We start from the raw sequence: 19,056 nt of genomic DNA, 5'->3' as shown, positions 1-19,056 counted from the left end.
GCACTGTAACAACTTAGGCCAGCTTGAGCCCCGTTTACCAGTGCCCAGGCAAGCCCGGGTCAGAGTCGGAACTCGTGGCCCAGGTATACCTCTTTCACCAATTCATTGGCCAGGATGGTTTCGGCGTCGCCTTCGGCGATCAGCTGGCCATCATTGACGATGTAGGCGGTCTCGCAGATATCCAGCGTCTCACGGACGTTGTGGTCGGTGATCAGTACCCCGATACCCTTGGCTTTGAGGTGATGGATGATCTGCTTGATGTCGCCGACGGAAATCGGGTCGACCCCTGCGAACGGTTCGTCGAGCAGGATGAATTTCGGTGCGGTGGCCAGGGCGCGGGCGATCTCGACACGGCGGCGTTCGCCACCGGAGAGGCTCATGCCGAGGTTGTCGCGGATGTGGCTGATGTGGAATTCCTGCAGCAGGCTTTCGAGCTCTTTGCGTCGCCCGTCACGGTCGAGGTCCTTGCGGGTCTCGAGAATGGCCATGATGTTGTCGGCCACCGACAGCTTGCGGAAGATCGAGGCCTCCTGTGGCAGGTAGCCGATGCCGGCGCGAGCTCGACCGTGCATGGGCTGGTGGCTGACGTCGAGGTTGTCGATCAGTACACGGCCCTGTTCGGCCTGGACCAGGCCGACGATCATGTAGAAGCAGGTGGTCTTGCCGGCGCCGTTGGGGCCTAGCAGGCCGACGATCTGGCCGCTGTCGATGGACAGGCTGACGTCGCGTACGACCTGTCGGCCCTTGTAGCTCTTGGCCAGGTGCTGGGCTTTGAGGGTTGCCATTTACTCGGCCTTCTTCTTCGGCTGGATGACCATGTCGATGCGTTGGCGCGGAGAGGTCACGTTGCCACCGCGACCTGCGGTCGCCACCTGGGTCTTGGTGTTGTAGACGATTTTCTCGCCTTCGGTGGTGTTGCCCTCGTTCTCGACCTTGGCGCGGTCGGTGAGGATCACGATGTCTTTCTGGGCCTGGTACTGGATGGTCACCGCCCAGCCTTTCATCTTGTCGGGCTTGGCTGCGCTCTGCTGCTGCTCGAAGTAGGCCAGGTTGCCCACCGAGGTCACCACGTCGATGTCGCCCGATTGGGCGCGGGTGATGGTCACGGTGTTGCCTTTGATCATCATCGAGCCCTGGGTGATGATGACATCGCCGGTGTAGGTGGCTACGCCTTGCTTGTCGTCCAGGTGAGCGTTGTCGGCCTGGATACGGATCGGCTGGTCACGGTCGTTAGGCAGGGCGAAGGCGCTCGCGCTTCCCAGTGCTGCGCTCAGGCTGAGCAGAAGGGGGAGGGTTTTAACGAGCCTCATACTGTCCTCTTACGTTAGAGAGCAAGTCCATCTTGCTTTCTTTCAAATACGCTTTCATTCCTTTGCCCGTAGTTGTGCCACCGGCGCCGTCGATTCTAACGGCTTGATCGGTCTGCGCATATTGCTTCTGCGGGAAGACGGTCATGCGTGAACTGGTAATGATGGTTTCGCGCTGCTTTTCGTCGGTGCGGGCCACGCGAACCTTGTCGATCAGTTCCACCTCGGTGCCGTCCGGATTGACTTCGGCGCGAACGCTCTGTACGTGCCAAGGGTACGCGGTGCCCCGGTACAGATGCAGGTCGGGTGTGGTCACCAGGGTGACCTCGCTGGCCTTGAGGTGCTCGACCTTGTCGGCGGTCATCTCGTACTGCAGCTTGCCGTCGGGCAGGAACTGCAAGGTATGGGCATTGACCGCATAGTAGTCGATGGCGCTTTCGTCGACCTGTGCCACCGGCTTGTCGAGGAAGCTCTCGGGGCTGACGTTCCAGTAGCCGACGGCCACCAGCAGGGCGGCGATGACCCCGAGCAGCGCGATGTTTCGGGCTTTCTTGCTGAACATGGGCAGCCTTAGAGGTAGTTGGCGTTGGCAGCGTCCAGGGTACCCTGGGCCTGCATGATCAGTTCGCAGAACTCGCGGGCGGCCCCTTCGCCGCCACGTGCCTGGGTCACGCCGTCGGCGTGCTGGCGAACGAACGGTGCGGCGCTGGCTACCGCCATGCCCAGGCCGACGCGGCGAATCACCGGCAGGTCAGGCAGGTCGTCACCCAGATAGGCGACCTGCTCATAGCTTAGGCCCAGTTCGGCGAGCAGGCCGTCCAACACCACCAGTTTGTCTTCGCGGCCCTGGTACAGGTGCGGTATGCCGAGATTCTTCGCCCGGCGCTCGACTACCGGCGTCTTGCGTCCGCTGATGATCGCCGTGGTCACCCCGGAAGCCATCAGCATCTTGATGCCCTGGCCGTCGAGGGTGTTGAAGGTCTTGAATTCGCTGCCATCTTCGAGGAAGTACAGGCGCCCATCGGTGAGCACGCCGTCGACGTCGAATACGGCCAGCTTGATGGCCTTGCCGCGTTGCATCAGGTCTTGGTTCATTTACATCACTCCGGCGCGCAGCAGGTCGTGCATGTTCAGGGCGCCGGACGGGCGGTCGTCCTGGTCGACCACCACCAGCGCGCCAATCTTGTGGTCTTCCATGATCTTCAGGGCCTCGGCGGCGAGCATTTCGGCGCGGGCGGTCTTGCCGTGCACGGTCATCACCTGGTCGATCAAGGTGGTGTGCACGTCGATGTTGCGGTCCAGGCTGCGACGCAGATCACCGTCGGTGAACACGCCGGCCAGTTTGCCGTCTGCTTCGAGGACCACGGTCATGCCCAAACCTTTGCGAGACATTTCAAGGAGTGCGTCCTTGAGCAGGGTGCCACGTTTCACCGATGGCAGCTCGTCGCCGCTGTGCATGACGTTCTCGACCTTGAGCAGCAGGCGTCGTCCGAGGGCGCCGCCGGGATGCGAGAAGGCGAAATCCTCGGCAGTGAAGCCGCGGGCCTCGAGCAGCGCGATGGCGAGGGCGTCGCCAAGCACCAATGCCGCCGTGGTCGAGGAGGTGGGCGCCAGGTTCAGCGGGCAGGCCTCCTGCGGGACGCGGGCATCGAGATTGACCTCGGCGGCCTGGGCCAGGGGCGAGTCGGGGTTGCCGGTAAGGCTGATCATCTGGATGCCCAGGCGCTTGATCAGCGGCAGCAGGGTGACGATCTCGGCGGTGCTGCCGGAGTTGGACAGGGCCAGGATGACATCGTCGCGGGTGATCATGCCCATGTCGCCGTGGCTGGCTTCGGCAGGGTGCACGAAGAATGCCGGGGTTCCGGTGCTGGCCAGCGTGGCGGCGATCTTGTTGCCGATGTGTCCGGACTTGCCCATCCCGACCACGACGACCCGGCCCTTGCTCGCCAGGATCAGCTCGCAGGCCTTGACGAAACTGGCGTCGATACGTGCCAGCAGGCCCTCCACGGCTTCGAGTTCAAGGCGCAGGGTACGCTGGGCGGATTGGATCAGCTCGCTGGATTGGCTCATGTCGAAAAAGCAATGCCTGATGAAAAGGCGCCGATTATAGCGGCAATGTGCAAAAGCCTCATCATTCGATTGTCACATGGCGACAGGGTTGCCTGTCGCCGGGCTGAACGAGCGCGGTGATGGCCTTGGGGACGGGCGGTCAGCGGTGCTATAGTTCGCCGCTATTCGGCCCGTCAGGGATGCGTGTGCCTTCATGAAGGGGGCCAGCGTCCATAAGGACGAGGTTGCATCAGCAAGGAGTCTAGATGAGTGTGGATAGCGCCTACGCGGTCGAGTTGAAGGGTGTCACCTTCAAGCGCGGTTCGCGCAGCATTTTCAGCAACGTCGACATCCGCATCCCGCGTGGCAAGGTCACTGGGATCATGGGGCCGTCGGGTTGCGGCAAGACCACGCTGCTGCGCCTGATGGGCGCGCAGCTGCGCCCCTCGAGCGGCGAGGTGTGGGTGGCCGGGCAGAATCTGCCGGCGCTGTCGCGCAGCGACCTGTTCGATGCGCGCAAGCAGATGGGCGTGCTATTCCAGAGCGGCGCCCTGTTCACCGACCTCGACGTGTTCGAGAACGTGGCGTTTCCGCTGCGGGTGCATACACAGCTGTCGGACGAAATGATCCGCGACATCGTCCTGATGAAGCTCCAGGCGGTGGGCCTGCGCGGTGCCATCGACCTGATGCCCGACGAACTCTCCGGCGGTATGAAGCGTCGTGTGGCGTTGGCCCGGGCGATCGCCCTGGACCCACAGATCCTCATGTACGACGAGCCGTTCGTCGGCCAGGACCCAATCGCCATGGGCGTGCTGGTGCGTCTGATCCGCCTGCTCAACGATGCCCTGGGCATCACCAGCATCGTGGTGTCGCACGACCTGGCCGAAACCGCCAGCATCGCCGACTACATCTACGTGGTCGGTGATGGTCAGGTGCTCGGTCAAGGCACGCCCGACGAGCTGATGGGCTCGGACAATCCGCGTATCCGCCAGTTCATGAAGGGCGACCCGGACGGTCCGGTGCCATTCCACTTCCCTGCGCCTGATTACCGCGCCGACCTGCTGGGAGCGCGGTGATGCGCAAGAAATCCTTACTCGAACGTATCCGCCTGTTCGGTCGCTCGGCGATCGACGTGCTGGCGGTCCTGGGGCGCTCCGGCCTGTTCCTGTTCCATGCGCTGTTTGGCCGGGGTGGAATCGGCGGTGGCTTCCAGCTACTGACCAAACAGCTGTATTCGGTGGGCGTGCTGTCGCTGGCGATCATCGTCGTTTCCGGCGTGTTCATCGGCATGGTGCTGGCGCTGCAGGGCTATAACATTCTGACCAAGTACGGGTCGGAGCAGGCGGTGGGGCAAATGGTTGCACTGACCCTGCTGCGCGAGCTCGGACCAGTGGTCACCGCGCTGCTGTTCGCTGGCCGTGCAGGCTCGGCGCTGACCGCCGAGATCGGCAACATGAAGTCCACCGAGCAGCTGTCGAGCCTCGAGATGATCGGCGTCGACCCGCTCAAGTACATCGTCGCACCACGCCTGTGGGCCGGTTTCATCTCGCTGCCGCTGCTGGCGCTGATCTTCAGCGTGGTCGGCATCTGGGGTGGTTCGTGGGTCGCGGTCGACTGGCTGGGCGTCTACGAAGGCTCGTTCTGGGCCAACATGCAGAACAGTGTGTCCTTTACCGACGACGTGCTCAACGGGCTGATCAAGAGCCTGGTGTTCGCCTTCGTCACCACCTGGATCGCCGTGTTCCAGGGGTATGACTGTGAGCCCACCTCCGAGGGGATCAGCCGTGCCACCACCAAGACCGTGGTCTACGCCTCGTTGGCGGTACTGGGTCTGGACTTTATTCTGACCGCCTTGATGTTTGGAGATTTCTGATGCAAAACCGCACCCTGGAAATCGGTGTCGGCCTGTTCCTCCTGGCCGGGATCCTGGCGCTGCTGCTGCTGGCCCTGCGTGTCAGCGGGCTTTCCGCCAGCCCGAGCAGCGATACCTACAAAGTTTATGCGTACTTCGACAATATCGCCGGTTTGACGGTCAGAGCTAAAGTGACCATGGCCGGTGTGACCATCGGCAAGGTCACCGCCATCGATCTGGATCGCGATTCCTACACGGGTCGGGTGACCCTGCAGTTGGACAAGTCGGTCGACAACCTGCCGACCGACTCCACTGCCTCGATCCTGACCGCCGGATTGCTTGGCGAGAAGTACATCGGCATCAGCGTGGGCGGTGAAGAAGACGTGCTCAAGGATGGCTCGACCATCCATGACACCCAGTCTGCGCTGGTGCTGGAAGATCTGATTGGCAAGTTCCTGCTCAATACCGTGGGCAAGGAACCGAAAGAAGCGCAACCGGCTAATTAAGGAGTTTCCATGATTTCGATCCTGCGACGTGGCCTGCTGGTCCTGCTGGCGGCCTTCCCTCTGCTGACCTTTGCAGCCGCGCAGTCGCCGCACGACGTGGTTCAGAGCACGACCAACGAACTGCTCGGCGACCTCAAGGCCAACAAGGAGCAGTACAAGTCCAACCCCAGCGCCTTCTACGATGCGCTCAACCGCATCCTTGGCCCGGTAGTGGACGCCGAGGGTATTTCGCGCAGCATCATGACCGTCAAATACTCGCGCAAAGCTACGCCCGCACAGATGCAGCGCTTCCAGGAAAACTTCAAGCGCAGCCTGATGCAGTTCTACGGCAACGCCTTGCTCGAGTACAACAATCAGGGCATCACCGTCGATCCGGCCAAGTCCGATGACGGCAAGCGCGCCAGCGTCGGCATGAAAGTCACCGGCAACAACGGCGCCGTGTACCCTGTGCAATACACCCTGGAAAACATCGGTGGCGACTGGAAGGTCCGTAACGTGATCGTCAACGGCATCAACATCGGCAAGCTGTTCCGCGACCAGTTCGCCGATGCCATGCAGCGCAACGGCAACGACTTGGACAAGACCATCGACGGTTGGGCTGGCGAGGTGGCCAAGGCCAAGCAGACCGCCGAGAACTCGCCTGAAAAGGAAGTGCAATGAGCGAGGCCGCTGTAAGCATGGCCGAGCCAGGTGTATTGCGCCTGGCCGGGGTGCTCGATTACCGCAGCGGCCCGGCCCTGCGCAAGCAGGGCAAGGGGCTGATCGCCTCCTGTCGCGAATCACGCCTGGTGCTCGATTGCTCTGGCGTGGTCAAGACCAGCAGTGTCGGCTTGTCGCTGCTGCTGGCGTTCATCCGTGATGCCCAGGGCGCCGGCAAGGCCTGTGAGGTGCGCGGCATGCCCGACGACATGCGGGAAATCGCCGAGGTCTACGACCTCGATGAGGTATTGGCAAGCTGACCGCTTGCCCGAGTGAAAGGCCCCTCGGTCAGCGTACTCCTCTGTTGGGCTTCGCAGGCGAGGGGCTTTTTTGTATGATGGCCGACCCGTGCGCATCGGGCGCCGATTGAGGTTGAGCATGCAGGCCGTAGAAGTTAAAAGCTTCCTTGAAGAAAAATTGCCGGGATCCCGGGTTGAAGTTGAAGGCGAAGGCTGCAACTTCCAATTGAACGTGATCAGCGACGAGCTGGCCGGCCTGAGCCCGGTCAAGCGCCAACAGGCGATCTATGCTCACCTGAATCCCTGGATCGCCGATGGCAGCATCCATGCGGTAACCATGAAATTTTTCAGCAGCGCAGCCTGGGCTGAGCGCACCTGAGCCAACTTGGCGGCGAGACTCCAATGGACAAACTGATTATCACTGGCGGCGCGCGTCTCGACGGCGAGATCCGCATTTCGGGCGCGAAAAACGCGGCCCTGCCGATCCTGGCGGCGACCTTGTTGGCCGATGGCCCGGTCACCGTGGGCAACCTGCCACACCTGCATGACATCACCACCATGATCGAGTTGTTCGGTCGCATGGGCATCGAGCCTGTGATCGACGAAAAGCTCGCGGTGGAAATCGACCCACGCACCATTAAGACCCTGGTCGCACCCTACGAGCTGGTCAAGACCATGCGCGCCTCGATCCTCGTGCTGGGCCCGATGGTCGCCCGTTTCGGCGAGGCCGAAGTGGCCCTGCCAGGCGGTTGCGCCATCGGCTCGCGCCCCGTCGACCTGCACATCCGCGGCCTCGAGGCCATGGGTGCGAAGATCGAGGTCGAAGGTGGCTACATCAAGGCCAAGTCGCCTGAAGGTGGCCTGCGTGGCGCGCACTTCTTCTTCGATACCGTCAGTGTGACCGGTACCGAGAACATCATGATGGCAGCGGCTCTGGCCAAAGGTCGCAGCGTGCTGCAGAACGCCGCCCGCGAGCCTGAAGTGGTCGACCTGGCCAACTTCATCAATGCCATGGGCGGCAAGGTACAGGGCGCCGGCACCGACACCATCGTCATCGATGGCGTCGAGCGTCTGGATTCGGCCAACTACCGCGTCATGCCGGACCGTATCGAGACCGGTACTTACCTGGTCGCCGCTGCCGTCACCGGCGGTCGCGTCAAGGTCAAGGACACTGATCCGACCATCCTCGAAGCGGTACTGGAAAAGCTCAAGGAAGCCGGCGCCGACATCACTACCGGCGAAGACTGGATCGAGCTGGACATGCACGGCAAGCGTCCCAAGGCCGTCAACCTGCGTACCGCTCCGTACCCGGCATTCCCGACCGACATGCAGGCGCAGTTCATCTCGCTCAACGCCATCGCTGAAGGTACTGGCGCGGTGATCGAGACTATCTTCGAGAACCGCTTCATGCACGTCTACGAGATGCACCGCATGGGCGCGCAGATCCAGGTCGAGGGCAATACCGCCATCGTCACTGGTGTCCCGGCGCTCAAGGGTGCACCCGTCATGGCTACCGACCTGCGGGCCTCGGCCAGCCTGGTGCTGTCGGCCCTGGTTGCAGATGGCGATACCCTGATCGATCGCATCTACCACATCGACCGTGGCTACGAATGCATCGAAGAGAAACTGCAGATGCTCGGCGCGAAGATCCGCCGCGTACCGGGCTAGTCGCCCGCTGGCGCAAAGTGTGCGAGCGGGCTGGCCCGCTCCCACACACGAATTGAATACGGTCGGGCCTGTACCCGGCCGGCTGTAGCCGCTTAAGGACCGACGTTCCAATGTTGACCATCGCGCTTTCCAAAGGCCGCATCCTCGACGATACCCTGCCATTGCTGGCCGAAGCCGGCATCGTGCCGACCGAGAATCCGGACAAGAGCCGCAAGCTGATCATCCCCACCACGCAGGATGACGTGCGCCTGCTGATCGTGCGTGCCACCGACGTGCCGACCTATGTCGAGCATGGTGCCGCCGACCTTGGCGTTGCCGGCAAGGACGTGCTGATGGAGTACGGCGGCCAGGGCTTGTACGAGCCTCTGGACCTGCAGATCGCCCGTTGCAAGCTGATGACCGCCGGGGTAGTCGGCGCGCCGGAGCCCAAGGGGCGCCTGCGGGTGGCCACCAAGTTCGTCAACGTCGCCAAACGCTATTACGCCGAGCAGGGCCGTCAGGTCGACATCATCAAGCTGTACGGCTCCATGGAGCTGGCACCGCTGATCAACCTCGCCGACAAGATCATCGACGTCGTCGATACCGGCAACACCCTGCGTGCCAACGGCTTGGAGCCCCAGGAACTGATCGCCACGATCAGCTCGCGTCTGGTGGTCAACAAGGCTTCGATGAAGATGCAGCACGCCCGCATCCAGAGCCTGATCGACACCTTGCGCGAAGCGGTCGAATCGCGACACCGCGGCTGACGCTCTACCTTCTGTGCGCGACCTCTGTCGTCGCGCCCGTCTATCCGCGTCATAGCCATTTTTCTCGGGTGCCCGCGCGGATGGACTGGTAGCCTAGGGCGCCTGAGCATTCGCTAATCATCGAGGCCCTCGCCATGACCGTGTCCACTGCAATTGCCCGTCTCAACGCCGCTGATCCGGATTTCGCCCGACATCTGGATCATCTGCTGAGCTGGGAAAGTGTGTCCGATGATGCGGTCAATCAGCGTGTGCTGGACATCATCAAGGCCGTCCGCGAGCGCGGCGATGCGGCTCTGGTCGAGTTCACCCAGCGTTTCGATGGCCTCGAAGCCGCTTCGATCGATGACCTGATCCTAGGTCGCGAACGCCTCGAACTGGCACTGACGCGCATCACGCCGGTTCAGCGCGAGGCCCTGGAAAAGGCCGCAGAGCGCGTGCGGGTGTATCACGAGCGGCAGAAGCAGGACTCCTGGCAATACACCGAGGCCGACGGCACCGTGCTCGGCCAGAAGGTCACGCCGTTGGACCGTGCCGGCTTGTATGTGCCAGGTGGCAAGGCTTCCTATCCATCGTCGGTGCTGATGAACGCCATCCCGGCCAAGGTTGCCGGTGTCGGTGAGGTCGTGATGGTGGTCCCCACCCCGCGTGGCGAGGTCAATGAGCTGGTGCTGGCTGCCGCCTGCATCGCCGGTGTCGACCGGGTGTTCACCATCGGCGGGGCGCAGGCCGTCGCAGCGCTGGCCTATGGCACCGAGAGCGTGCCGCAGGTGGACAAGATCGTCGGCCCCGGCAATATCTACGTGGCCACTGCCAAGCGCCATGTGTTCGGCCAGGTCGGCATCGACATGATCGCCGGCCCGTCGGAAATTCTCGTGGTGTGTGATGGCCAGACCGACCCGGACTGGATCGCCATGGACCTGTTCTCCCAGGCCGAACACGATGAGGACGCCCAGGCCATCCTGGTCAGCCCTGACGCCGCTTTCCTCGATCGCGTTGCCGCCAGCATCGACAAGTTGCTGCCGACCATGGAGCGCGCCGAGATCATCGAAAAATCGATCAATGGCCGTGGCGCGCTGATCCAGGTGCGGGATATGCAGCAGGCCATCGAAGTGGCCAACCGCATCGCTCCCGAGCATCTGGAGCTGTCGGTGGCCGATCCGCAGGCCTGGCTGCCGCAGATTCGCCATGCCGGCGCGATCTTCATGGGCCGCCACACCAGCGAGGCGCTGGGCGATTACTGCGCCGGCCCCAATCACGTGCTGCCGACCTCCGGTACCGCGCGTTTCTCCTCGCCGCTGGGGGTGTATGACTTCCAGAAGCGTTCGTCGATCATCTTCTGCTCCGAGCAGGGCGCATCCGAACTGGGCCACACCGCTTCGGTCCTGGCCCGGGGCGAATCGTTGACCGCCCACGCCCGCAGCGCCGAATACCGCATCCTGACCCAAGACAAGGGGAACTGAACATGAGCCGTTTCTGGAGCCCCTTCGTAAAGGACCTGGTGCCTTACGTACCGGGCGAGCAACCCAAGCTGGCCCGTCTGGTCAAGCTCAACACCAACGAGAACCCCTATGGCCCGTCGCCCAAGGCGCTGGAAGCCATGCGCGGCGAGCTCGACGATAACCTGCGGCTGTATCCGGACCCGAACGGCGAGCGCCTCAAGCAGGCGGTGGCCGACTACTACGGCGTGACGCCGCAACAGGTGTTCGTCGGCAATGGCTCGGACGAGGTGCTCGCGCACATCTTCCATGGCCTGTTTCAACACGGGGGGCCGCTGCTGTTCCCAGACATCAGCTACAGCTTCTACCCGGTGTATTGCGGCCTGTATGGTATCCCGTTCGAGCAGGTGGCGTTGGACGAGCAGTTCCAGATCCGTGTCGAAGACTACGCCAAGCCCAACGCCGGCATCATCTTCCCCAACCCCAACGCGCCGACCGGCTGCCTGCTGCCATTGCAGGCCATCGAGCAGTTGCTGCAAGCCAACCGCGATTCGGTGGTGGTGGTGGATGAGGCCTACATCGATTTCGGTGGCGAAACGGCGATCGGTCTGGTGTCGCGCTATGACAATCTGCTGGTGGTCCAGACCCTGTCCAAGTCCCGTTCGCTGGCGGGCCTGCGGGTGGGCCTGGCAGTCGGCCACCCGGAGCTGATCGAGGCGCTGGAAAGGATCAAGAACAGCTTCAACTCCTACCCACTCGATCGCATGGCAATTGTCGGCGCTGCGGCAGCCTTCGAGGATCGCGCCTATTTCGAAGCGACTTGCCGCAAGGTCATCGACAGCCGCGAAACCCTGGTCGAGCAGCTGGTGGCCAAGGGCTTCGAGGTGCTGCCATCGGCCGCCAACTTCATCTTCGCTCGGCATCCCCAGCAGGACGCCGCTCAGCTGGCGGCCCGCCTGCGTGAGCAGGGCGTGATCGTGCGGCATTTCAAACAAGCGCGGATCGCTCAGTTCCTGCGCATCACCATCGGAACGCCTGAGATGAACCAGGCACTGCTCGATGCATTGAACTGATCATGCGCTGACATGACCTCATGCTCATCGGCGCAGGCGCCGATGAGCATGGTCATCCAGCCGCCACCTCGGTCACCAGTACAGACCGGGCCAGTAACGTGGCAGCTTGACCGGATAGAGGTCGGAAACCCCGTCTTTATCCATGTCGTATTTCAGATAGGTCATGTCATCAAGAAAGAAGAATGCGGAGTTCGTCTCGCCGTTCCTCACGGCCGCGACGATCTTGTCCTTGTGCGGTGCAACGCCTGGCCATAGATTGTTGCTGACTTGCAATGGATAACCCGCATCCATTCTGTCTGCCTTCACGTCATAGCGCAGGTAGCGGTTGTCGTTCAGGAAGATGAAAACCTTGTCGCGCTTCCAGCGCACAGCGGTTTTTATTCGCTTTGCATAGGGCTCCAGGCCTGGCCAGTTACTGTTGCGAATGGGGCGTGGATAACCGGACATGTCGCCGGTGGGCCGGTTGTACTTGATGTAACTGCCATCGTTCAGGAAGAACATGACATTCTCCGCATCCCATTTGAACGAAGCGACGATGCTGGATTGGTAGGCGGCGAGCCCTGGCCAGTTGCTCGGTGTGATTGCCCTTGGATAGCCAGGCTCCATCCTGTCCTTGGTCAAGTCGTAACAGCTGTAGTTGCCGTGATCGAAGAAGAACATGAGCTTGTCACTTCCCCAGTCCAGTACTGACCGAATGTAGGGGGCGCCGACTGGAGACTGGGTGGCGTTCTGCAAGATCGAGAAAGCGTTGCCCGGTGCGGCCACTGCATCATCTTCCCACTGCTGGGCATCGCTACGCTGATAGGCTTTGAACGTTTGGTTCTTATAGATACCGACGTTGCCGGTGTTATCCGAATGCCATGTCAGCGTTTTGTTTCGCTTATCCAGCCGGGGCTTGCGAACGCCAAGGTCACCGATGAACGGGATGGAGTCCAGACGCCATGTTTCAATCTGCTGCAGCGCTCCCATATGACGGAGGATGGTCGGCACGATGGAAGTATGGGCTGCATGACCGTAGAGCGCATTCAGTCCTGGAATCGTCACAGGGTCTGTCAACTCGGCGTTGGGTGCAAGATTGGTGGCAATGAAGACGGTCTTCTCGGCGATGCTGTGGCCGCCGTGGCTATGACCATTGCCGGCGCGCCCATGGTCGGTCGTCAGCACGATCAACCATTGTTCCTCAGGATGTGCGCGCTGACGTTCCTCGACGGCGTTGCGTAGCTCCTCGATCTGGGCGAATGCGGTGACCAGAGATTCATCGTAGCGGGCGCCGTAGCCATAGCTATGGCCGGCGTAGTCTGGATCGCTCAGTTGCAGGAAATTGATATCTGCGCCGCTTTCAATGTGCGATTTCACATGCCTGACTGCGCCTGCGTCATCTTTCTCGAAGCTTGCAACGTCGATGTCGCTGAGCTGATTGGCAAAGAAATCGTGGATCGGTAACCAGGTCACCGTGCTGGTGATGTTCAGCTCCCGGTTGTAGTCCTTCATGTGGCGCAATATGCAAGGGTAGAGCGGGTTGGCGCGTTGTGAGTCGCTATTACCGGTGATGAGGTGCTTGTTGGCCCAGACGCCTGTCAGTGCCGTGGCCCAGCCGGGGCCGCTCCAGGTGCCGACTTGCGTTTCTTCGCCGACGATGCCCCAGGTGTAGGCCTTGTGATAGTGCCAATGACTCGGCGTACCGAAGAATTTCTCGAAACGGCTGTGATCGACGCCATCGATACCGATGTACAAGGTTTTAGGAATCATGTTGGTGTCCTGCTCGTGGTGAACCCTCAGGGTGTGGCCAGCCTGCCCGTTGCGGGGGATGGTCTGGCCGCTCGCTACACTCGACGCCAGACTGCCTGGGGCGGGTTCAGCGGCCTATTCGCAGGTCTGGGAGTTGTGTCCTGGTCCATCTCGTGGTTCACTGGCGCGCAGTTAAACATCGGATGATTGGTTGAATGTGATGAGTATGGAATTACCCAAGCGCTCCTTGGTCGAGCTGGCCGTGGACCGCATGCGCCAGCGCATCCTTCAGGGCGATTGGCACGTAGGTCAGCGTCTGCCCACCGAACCCGAGCTGGCGGTGGAACTGGGGATCAGCCGCAATACGGTGCGCGAGGCCATGCGCGTGCTGGCCTTCAGTGGCCTGGTCGAGATCCGCCAGGGCGACGGCAGTTATCTGCGCACTGCCCAGGACCCTTTGCAGGCGGTGCAGGCCATGTCCCGCTGTACAGCTGAGCAGGCCCGTGAAACCCGCCATATCCTCGAAGCCGAGGCGATCGGCCTGGCCGCGCTGCGTCGCACCGAGCAAGACCTCGAAGCGCTGCGTGCTTCACTGGCAGGCAGCGCCGAGCATTTCCATGGCGATCTGGATACCTATATCGCCTGCGACATGGTCTTTCACCAACAGTTGATCGATGCCGCCCACAACCCTGCGTTAAGTGAGCTCTACCGGTACTTTTCGGGTGTCGTCGCCGCAGCGGTCCAGGACAACCTGAGCGCCGTGCCGCGCTGCCAGGCGACCTTCGACCTGCACGGACAGATCCTCGATGCCATCGAGCAACGCGACCCCGAACGGGCCAAGCGCCTGAGCCGGGCACTCATCGAATCCTGACAACGAGAAGGCCATGACTGAATCAATGGGCCGTGCCCAGCGTGCGGCTGCACACGAACGACCGATCGAAGAACTGCTCATCGACGCCGAAGCCGACGATGCACAGGTGCAGCAGCCGTTGGCACCTCGGCGGCCATGGTTGCTGCTGTTGGGCCTGGTCCTGGTGGCGCTGAACCTGCGCCCGGCGCTGTCGAGCATGGCCCCGGTGCTCGGCCAGGTGTCCGAGGCATTGGGCCTGAGTGCCTCGCTGGCTGGTCTGCTGACCACCTTGCCAGTATTGTGCCTGGGGCTCGCCGCGCCGTTGGCACCGCTCCTGGCCAGGCGCTTTGGCAGTGAGCGGGTGATCTTCGGGATCCTCGCCACCCTGGCGTTGGGTATTGCCCTGCGCAGTAATCTGGGCGCCCTTGGGGTGTTTCTCGGCAGCCTGCTGGCAGGTGCCAGCATCGGCATCATCGGCGTGTTGTTGCCGGGCATCGTCAAACGTGACTTTCCACGCCACGCCGGGGCCCTGACCGGCGTCTACACCATGGCCTTGTGTCTCGGTGCCGCCATGGCCGCAGGAAGCACGGTGCCGCTGACCCAGCACTTTGGCGACAGCTGGGCCCTGGGCCTGGGGTTCTGGGTGGTGCCGGCGATCCTGGCGATGCTGGCCTGGTTGCCCCAGGTCCGCCAGGGGCATGGTGCGCACAAGGCGGCCTACCGTGTGCGGGGGCTGTGGCGCGACCGGCTGGCTTGGCAGGTCACCCTGTACATGGGTTTGCAGTCTTCGCTGGCGTATATCGTCTTCGGTTGGTTGCCTTCGATTCTCATCGGCAGGGGCTTGAGCCCGACCCAGGCGGGGTTGGTGCTGTCCGGGTCGGTGATCGTGCAGTTGGCCAGCTCGCTGGCTGCACCCTGGTTGGCCACTCGGGGCAAGGATCAGCGGTTGGCGATCGTGGTGGTGATGCTGACCACCCTCGCCGGGCTGTTCGGGTGCCTGTATGCCCCGCTGTCTGGTCTGTGGGGCTGGGCCGTGGTGCTTGGCATAGGGCAGGGCGGGACCTTCGCCTTGGCCCTGACCTTGATCGTGTTGCGTTCCAGCGATGCCCATGTCGCTGCCAACCTGTCGAGCATGGCCCAGGGCGTTGGCTACACCCTGGCTTCGATGGGGCCGTTCGCAGTGGGCCTGGTGCATGACCTGACCGGTGGATGGGCGGCAGTGGGCTGGATCTTCGCCGTGCTGGGCGTGGCCGCGATCGTGTCCGGGCTGGGCGCGGGGCGGGCGTTGCATGTGCAGGTGACCAGCGAGAAGCTTTGACGACTGCATGGGATGTACAGACCCCCACGGCGCGGACTATCTTTCAGCTTTTTCCGCCCCAGGATGGACCCGTCCCATGAACGACGCCAACCGCGATTTGATTACCCGCTTCTACGAGGCCTTCCAGCGTCTGGATGCCGAAGCGATGGTGGCTTGCTACAGCGACGATATCGTCTTCAGCGATCCGGTGTTCGGTACGTTGCGTGGTCAGGACGCCGGCGACATGTGGCGCCTGCTCACCCGGCGTGCCAAGGACTTCTCGCTGACCTTCGATCAGGTCCGAGCCGATGCCCAAAGCGGTTGCGCGCATTGGGTAGCGACCTACCTGTTCAGCCAGACCGGACGCACCGTGGTCAATGACATCCAGGCGCGGTTCGTCATCCGCGACGGCTTGATCTGCCAGCACGACGACAGCTTCGACCTGTGGCGTTGGTCACGGCAGGCGCTGGGCATGCCCGGCCTGTTGCTCGGTTGGTCGCCCTTGCTGCAGAACAAGATCCGCCAGCAGGCATTCAAAGGGCTGCGAGCGTTCCAGCAGGCGGGTTAAGCTGGCGGCTTTCTATCGGCCCATCGGCAAGAAATATCGTGAGCGACGCATCCGAAATCCAGGCGGGCAAACCCTGGTACGTGTATCTGGTAAGAGCTGCCAACGGCTCGTTGTACTGCGGCATCAGCGATGATCCGCAGCGGCGTTTCGTCGCTCATCAGAAAGGGCAGGGCGCCCGCTATTTCAAGACCAGTCCGGCCCAGGCGTTGGTCTATGTCGAGCAGTGGCCGGACAAGGGCGAGGCGCTGCGCCAGGAGCGCCTGGTGAAGAAGCTGCGCAAGTCGGCCAAGGAGGCCTTGGTGGCCTCCTATGTCGCTGCCGTCTAGTCCTTGCGGCGTTTGAGCTGGTCCACCAGTTGCGTCGGCAGGCCCTTGATGATCAGGGTGCCGGCTGCCTCGTCGTATTCCACCTTGTCGCCCAGCAGGTGGGCCTCGAAGCTGATCGACAGGCCTTCGGCGCGCCCGGTGAAGCGGCGGAACTGGTTGAGCGTACGTTTATCGGCGGGGATTTCCGGCGAAAGGCCATAGTCCTTGTTGCGGATATGGTCGTAGAACGCCTTGGGGCGGTCTTCGTCGATCAGGCTCGACAGCTCTTCGAGGGTCACCGGCTCGCCCAGCTTGGTCTGGGTGGTGGCGTACTCGACCAAGGTCTGGGTTTTTTCCCGAGCAGATTCTTCCGGCAAATCCTCACTTTCGACGAAATCGCTGAAGGCCTTGAGCAGGGTGCGTGTCTCGCCCGGGCCGTCGACGCCTTCCTGGCACCCGATGAAGTCGCGGAAGTAGTCGGATACTTTCTTGCCGTTCTTGCCTTTGATGAACGAGATGTACTGCTTGGAGGCCTGGTTGTTCTTCCACTCCGACAGGTTGATGCGCGCGGCCAGGTGCAACTGGCCAAGGTCCAGATGGCGCGACGGGGTGACATCCAGCTCGGCGTTCACGGCAACCCCTTCGCTGTGGTGCAACAGGGCGATCGCCAGGTACTCGGTCATGCCTTGCTGGTAATGGGCGAAGAGGATGTGCCCGCCGGTAGACAGGTTGGACTCTTCCATCAGTTTCTGCAGGTGCTCGACCGCTTCGCGGCTGAACCCGGTGAAGTCTTTTTCCTCATCCAGGTACTGTTTCAGCCAGCCGCTCAACGGGTAGGCGCCGGACTCGCCGTGGAAAAACCCCCAGGCTTTGCCCTGCTTGGCGTTGTAGCTGTCGTTGAGGTCGGCCAGGAGGTTTTCGATGGCGTCCGACGGCCCCAGTTCGGTGTCGCGGGCGTGGAGCACGGCGGGGCTGCCATCGGGCTTCTTGTCGATCAGGTGAACGATGCAATGACGGATTGGCATGGTAGTTCTCGGGTGATCTGGGGCGGTGCTAGGCCGCGCTGCAAAAGTGGGTCAGTTTACCCCAGCCGGCAGGCGCTGCAGTGGCCGGATGTTGGCAGAAATGTCGGTTGTTCAGTTTTTGTTCGATTTTTTGCGTTTCCAGGTCAAACCCCCGAAAAACCTGCATTAAATCTGGGTTGGCAGCGGATATTTCCGTATTCCTGTGGTAGCTTTGCGCGGTCTTGCGCACCTTGGGTGGCGCATTGCTGGCAGTGCGCTCACGCCGTGTCGAACCAAACGCCAAATTACGCATCTACATGCGCGGTTGGCACGGCCCTCCAACTTTCAGGGGCTGGCCCGATAACGTCGTAGCACGCTGCATAACCACTGAATTTTGATAGGGAAGGAACACCACCATGGCATTGACCAAAGACCAACTGATTGCCGACATCGCCGAAGCCATCGACGCCCCGAAAACCACCGCACGTAACGCACTGGAGCAACTGGGCCAGATCGTTGCCGACCAGCTGGAAAACGGCGCTGAAATCACCCTGCCAGGCATCGGCAAGCTGAAAGTCTCCGAGCGTCCTGCCCGCACCGGCCGTAACCCTTCGACTGGCGCTGCCATCGAAATCGCTGCCAAGAAAGTCGTCAAGTTCGTGCCGGCCAAAGCCCTGAGCGACTCCATCAACAAGTAATCTGTTGAGGCGTTGACCCAACCGCGCCCGGCATGTCCGGGCGCGGTTTTTTCATGCCTGCGTTTTGCCTTGGGCGAGCCAGGCACGACGTGCCTGATCGTCGTGGAAGCTCCAGGCGATCATGCGGCTCTGCTTCTGCCCCTGACCCATCTCGACCACGCGCGATGCCCTGGCGCCGGCCCGCTGCAACGCTGCCTCGATGCCGGGCAAGTTGCTGGCCTTGGATACCAGGCTGGTGAACCACAGCACCTGGGCGGCGTACTGCTGGCTTTCTTCGACCAGTTGGGTGACGAAGCGGATTTCTCCACCTTCGCACCAGAGTTCGTTGTTCTGCCCGCCGAAGTTCAGGACCGGGAGCTTGCGCTTGGGGTCCTGCTTGCCGAGGTTCTTCCATTTGCGCTGGCTGCCGCGCGTGGCTTCCTCGCGTGAGGCATGGAACGGCGGATTGCACAGGGTCAGTTCGAAGCGCTCGTCAGCCTGCAGCAGGCCGCTGAGGATGTGCTTGCGGTCGTGCTGCTGGCGCAGGCCAATCGCCTTGCTCAGGCCGTTGGCCTGGATGATGGCCTTGGCCGAGGCCAGTGCCAGCGCATCGATGTCCGAGCCCAGGAAGCGCCAGCGGTAGTCGCTGTGGCCGAGCAGTGGGTAGATGCAGTTGGCACCCACACCGACGTCCAGGACTCGCACCCGGGCGCCTCTGGGGACTTCGCCGGTATTGTCCGCGGCCAGCAGGTCGGCGGCGACGTGGATGTAGTCGGCGCGCCCGGGAATGGGCGGGCACAGGTAATCGGCCGGAATATCCCAGTGCTGGATACCGTATTGCGCCTTGAGCAGGGCGCGGTTGAACACCCGCACGGCCTCGGGATTGGCGAAGTCGATGCTGGGTTTGCCGTGGGGGTTGGTGATGGTGAAGCGCGCCAGGTCAGGGTGGGCCTTGATCAGGCTGGGGAAGTCATAGCGACCCTGGTGGCGATTGCGCGGATGCAGGGTAGGTTTCACGGTCATGGTCGGGTCCGGTGGAGCAGCCCTTTCGC

At 62.2% G+C, this 19,056-nt stretch carries 24 protein-coding genes; 15 read left to right on the top strand and 9 right to left on the bottom strand.

Annotated elements, in window-relative coordinates; translation table 11 throughout:
- Positions 1 to 59 precede the first annotated feature (59 nt).
- From lptB to KY379_RS04075, 5 genes are read right to left on the bottom strand one after another with little or no spacing between them, the layout of a single operon-like run.
- Positions 60 to 785 carry an LPS export ABC transporter ATP-binding protein gene (gene lptB / locus KY379_RS04095; protein ID WP_133326376.1) on the bottom strand — a complete coding sequence of 242 codons (726 nt, stop codon included), beginning with the start codon at positions 783 to 785 and terminating at the stop codon, positions 60 to 62.
- Complete coding sequence (lptA, locus tag KY379_RS04090; protein WP_133326374.1) at positions 786 to 1,310, bottom strand: lipopolysaccharide transport periplasmic protein LptA; 525 nt, start codon at positions 1,308 to 1,310, stop codon at positions 786 to 788.
- Positions 1,297 to 1,869: an LPS export ABC transporter periplasmic protein LptC gene (gene lptC / locus KY379_RS04085; RefSeq protein ID WP_133326372.1), complete on the bottom strand. Its 573-nt coding sequence runs from the start codon at positions 1,867 to 1,869 to the stop codon at positions 1,297 to 1,299. The genes lptA and lptC overlap by 14 nt, the downstream gene beginning before the upstream one ends.
- Before the next feature lie 8 nt (positions 1,870 to 1,877).
- Positions 1,878 to 2,402: a KdsC family phosphatase gene (locus KY379_RS04080; RefSeq protein WP_133326371.1), complete on the bottom strand. Its 525-nt coding sequence runs from the start codon at positions 2,400 to 2,402 to the stop codon at positions 1,878 to 1,880.
- On the bottom strand, positions 2,403 to 3,377 hold the full coding sequence (locus KY379_RS04075) for a KpsF/GutQ family sugar-phosphate isomerase (RefSeq protein WP_133326369.1): 975 nt from the start codon (positions 3,375 to 3,377) through the stop codon (positions 2,403 to 2,405).
- A 245-nt stretch (positions 3,378 to 3,622) separates the two neighbouring features.
- On the opposite strand from KY379_RS04075, the gene KY379_RS04070 reads away from it, so the two are divergent.
- From KY379_RS04070 to hisC, 10 genes are all read left to right on the top strand, one after another.
- A complete protein-coding gene (locus tag KY379_RS04070; RefSeq protein ID WP_133326367.1) occupies positions 3,623 to 4,432 on the top strand; it encodes an ATP-binding cassette domain-containing protein in 810 nt (269 codons plus the stop codon).
- Positions 4,432 to 5,229 carry a lipid asymmetry maintenance ABC transporter permease subunit MlaE gene (gene mlaE / locus KY379_RS04065; RefSeq protein WP_133326365.1) on the top strand — a complete coding sequence of 266 codons (798 nt, stop codon included), beginning with the start codon at positions 4,432 to 4,434 and terminating at the stop codon, positions 5,227 to 5,229. The genes KY379_RS04070 and mlaE overlap by 1 nt, the downstream gene beginning before the upstream one ends.
- Positions 5,229 to 5,714, top strand: coding sequence for an outer membrane lipid asymmetry maintenance protein MlaD (gene mlaD / locus KY379_RS04060; RefSeq protein ID WP_133326363.1), 486 nt, complete (start codon positions 5,229 to 5,231; stop codon positions 5,712 to 5,714). Before mlaE ends, mlaD begins: the two co-directional genes overlap by 1 nt.
- 9 nt (positions 5,715 to 5,723) lie before the next feature.
- Positions 5,724 to 6,374, top strand: coding sequence for a phospholipid-binding protein MlaC (locus tag KY379_RS04055; RefSeq protein ID WP_261239060.1), 651 nt, complete (start codon positions 5,724 to 5,726; stop codon positions 6,372 to 6,374).
- Complete coding sequence (locus KY379_RS04050; RefSeq protein WP_133326359.1) at positions 6,371 to 6,673, top strand: lipid asymmetry maintenance protein MlaB; 303 nt, start codon at positions 6,371 to 6,373, stop codon at positions 6,671 to 6,673. Before KY379_RS04055 ends, KY379_RS04050 begins: the two co-directional genes overlap by 4 nt.
- A gap of 118 nt (positions 6,674 to 6,791) precedes the next feature.
- Positions 6,792 to 7,031, top strand: a complete 240-nt coding sequence (locus KY379_RS04045; protein ID WP_133326357.1) for a BolA family protein — start codon at positions 6,792 to 6,794, stop codon at positions 7,029 to 7,031.
- A 23-nt stretch (positions 7,032 to 7,054) separates the two neighbouring features.
- Entirely contained in the window at positions 7,055 to 8,320 is a 1,266-nt protein-coding gene (murA, locus tag KY379_RS04040; RefSeq protein WP_133326355.1) for a UDP-N-acetylglucosamine 1-carboxyvinyltransferase, read from the top strand.
- Between the two features lie 110 nt (positions 8,321 to 8,430).
- Positions 8,431 to 9,066, top strand: a complete 636-nt coding sequence (gene hisG, locus KY379_RS04035) for an ATP phosphoribosyltransferase (RefSeq protein WP_046615762.1) — start codon at positions 8,431 to 8,433, stop codon at positions 9,064 to 9,066.
- 134 nt (positions 9,067 to 9,200) lie between these two features.
- Entirely contained in the window at positions 9,201 to 10,526 is a 1,326-nt protein-coding gene (hisD, locus tag KY379_RS04030) for a histidinol dehydrogenase (protein ID WP_133326353.1), read from the top strand.
- A 2-nt stretch (positions 10,527 to 10,528) separates the two neighbouring features.
- Positions 10,529 to 11,575, top strand: a complete 1,047-nt coding sequence (gene hisC, locus KY379_RS04025; protein WP_261239058.1) for a histidinol-phosphate transaminase — start codon at positions 10,529 to 10,531, stop codon at positions 11,573 to 11,575.
- Positions 11,576 to 11,647: 72 nt separating this feature from the next.
- Here the strand turns inward: hisC and KY379_RS04020 are convergent, their stop codons facing one another.
- On the bottom strand, positions 11,648 to 13,324 hold the full coding sequence (locus tag KY379_RS04020) for a hemopexin repeat-containing protein (RefSeq protein WP_261239057.1): 1,677 nt from the start codon (positions 13,322 to 13,324) through the stop codon (positions 11,648 to 11,650).
- Positions 13,325 to 13,523: 199 nt separating this feature from the next.
- On the opposite strand from KY379_RS04020, the gene KY379_RS04015 reads away from it, so the two are divergent.
- From KY379_RS04015 to KY379_RS04000, 4 genes are all read left to right on the top strand, one after another.
- Positions 13,524 to 14,174 carry a FadR/GntR family transcriptional regulator gene (locus KY379_RS04015; RefSeq protein ID WP_133326347.1) on the top strand — a complete coding sequence of 217 codons (651 nt, stop codon included), beginning with the start codon at positions 13,524 to 13,526 and terminating at the stop codon, positions 14,172 to 14,174.
- 13 nt (positions 14,175 to 14,187) lie between these two features.
- The gene (locus KY379_RS04010) at positions 14,188 to 15,471 is read left to right on the top strand and encodes a CynX/NimT family MFS transporter (protein ID WP_261239056.1); all 1,284 of its coding nucleotides are present in this window, start codon (positions 14,188 to 14,190) and stop codon (positions 15,469 to 15,471) included.
- Positions 15,472 to 15,547: 76 nt separating this feature from the next.
- Positions 15,548 to 16,018: a nuclear transport factor 2 family protein gene (locus KY379_RS04005; RefSeq protein WP_133326343.1), complete on the top strand. Its 471-nt coding sequence runs from the start codon at positions 15,548 to 15,550 to the stop codon at positions 16,016 to 16,018.
- A gap of 38 nt (positions 16,019 to 16,056) precedes the next feature.
- Positions 16,057 to 16,344, top strand: a complete 288-nt coding sequence (locus KY379_RS04000; RefSeq protein ID WP_133326341.1) for a GIY-YIG nuclease family protein — start codon at positions 16,057 to 16,059, stop codon at positions 16,342 to 16,344.
- Here the strand turns inward: KY379_RS04000 and yejK are convergent.
- A complete protein-coding gene (yejK, locus tag KY379_RS03995; RefSeq protein ID WP_133326339.1) occupies positions 16,341 to 17,348 on the bottom strand; it encodes a nucleoid-associated protein YejK in 1,008 nt (335 codons plus the stop codon). The genes KY379_RS04000 and yejK overlap by 4 nt on opposite strands.
- A gap of 28 nt (positions 17,349 to 17,376) precedes the next feature.
- On the bottom strand, positions 17,377 to 17,640 hold the full coding sequence (locus KY379_RS03990; protein WP_196171858.1) for a hypothetical protein: 264 nt from the start codon (positions 17,638 to 17,640) through the stop codon (positions 17,377 to 17,379).
- Positions 17,641 to 17,743: 103 nt separating this feature from the next.
- Between KY379_RS03990 and KY379_RS03985 the strand changes: the two genes are divergently transcribed.
- Positions 17,744 to 18,025: an HU family DNA-binding protein gene (locus tag KY379_RS03985; RefSeq protein WP_008098055.1), complete on the top strand. Its 282-nt coding sequence runs from the start codon at positions 17,744 to 17,746 to the stop codon at positions 18,023 to 18,025.
- A gap of 51 nt (positions 18,026 to 18,076) precedes the next feature.
- Here the strand turns inward: KY379_RS03985 and rlmF are convergent, their stop codons facing one another.
- Positions 18,077 to 19,027, bottom strand: coding sequence for a 23S rRNA (adenine(1618)-N(6))-methyltransferase RlmF (gene rlmF, locus KY379_RS03980; protein ID WP_133326335.1), 951 nt, complete (start codon positions 19,025 to 19,027; stop codon positions 18,077 to 18,079).
- Between the last annotated feature and the right edge of the window lie 29 nt (positions 19,028 to 19,056).

Origin of the sequence: Pseudomonas sp. HD6422, from assembly GCF_025377065.1 — a bacterium.
Taxonomy (GTDB): domain Bacteria; phylum Pseudomonadota; class Gammaproteobacteria; order Pseudomonadales; family Pseudomonadaceae; genus Aquipseudomonas; species Aquipseudomonas putida_U.
Note: the sequence above shows the minus strand (reverse complement) of the source record. Positions and strands in the feature narration are given on the sequence as shown.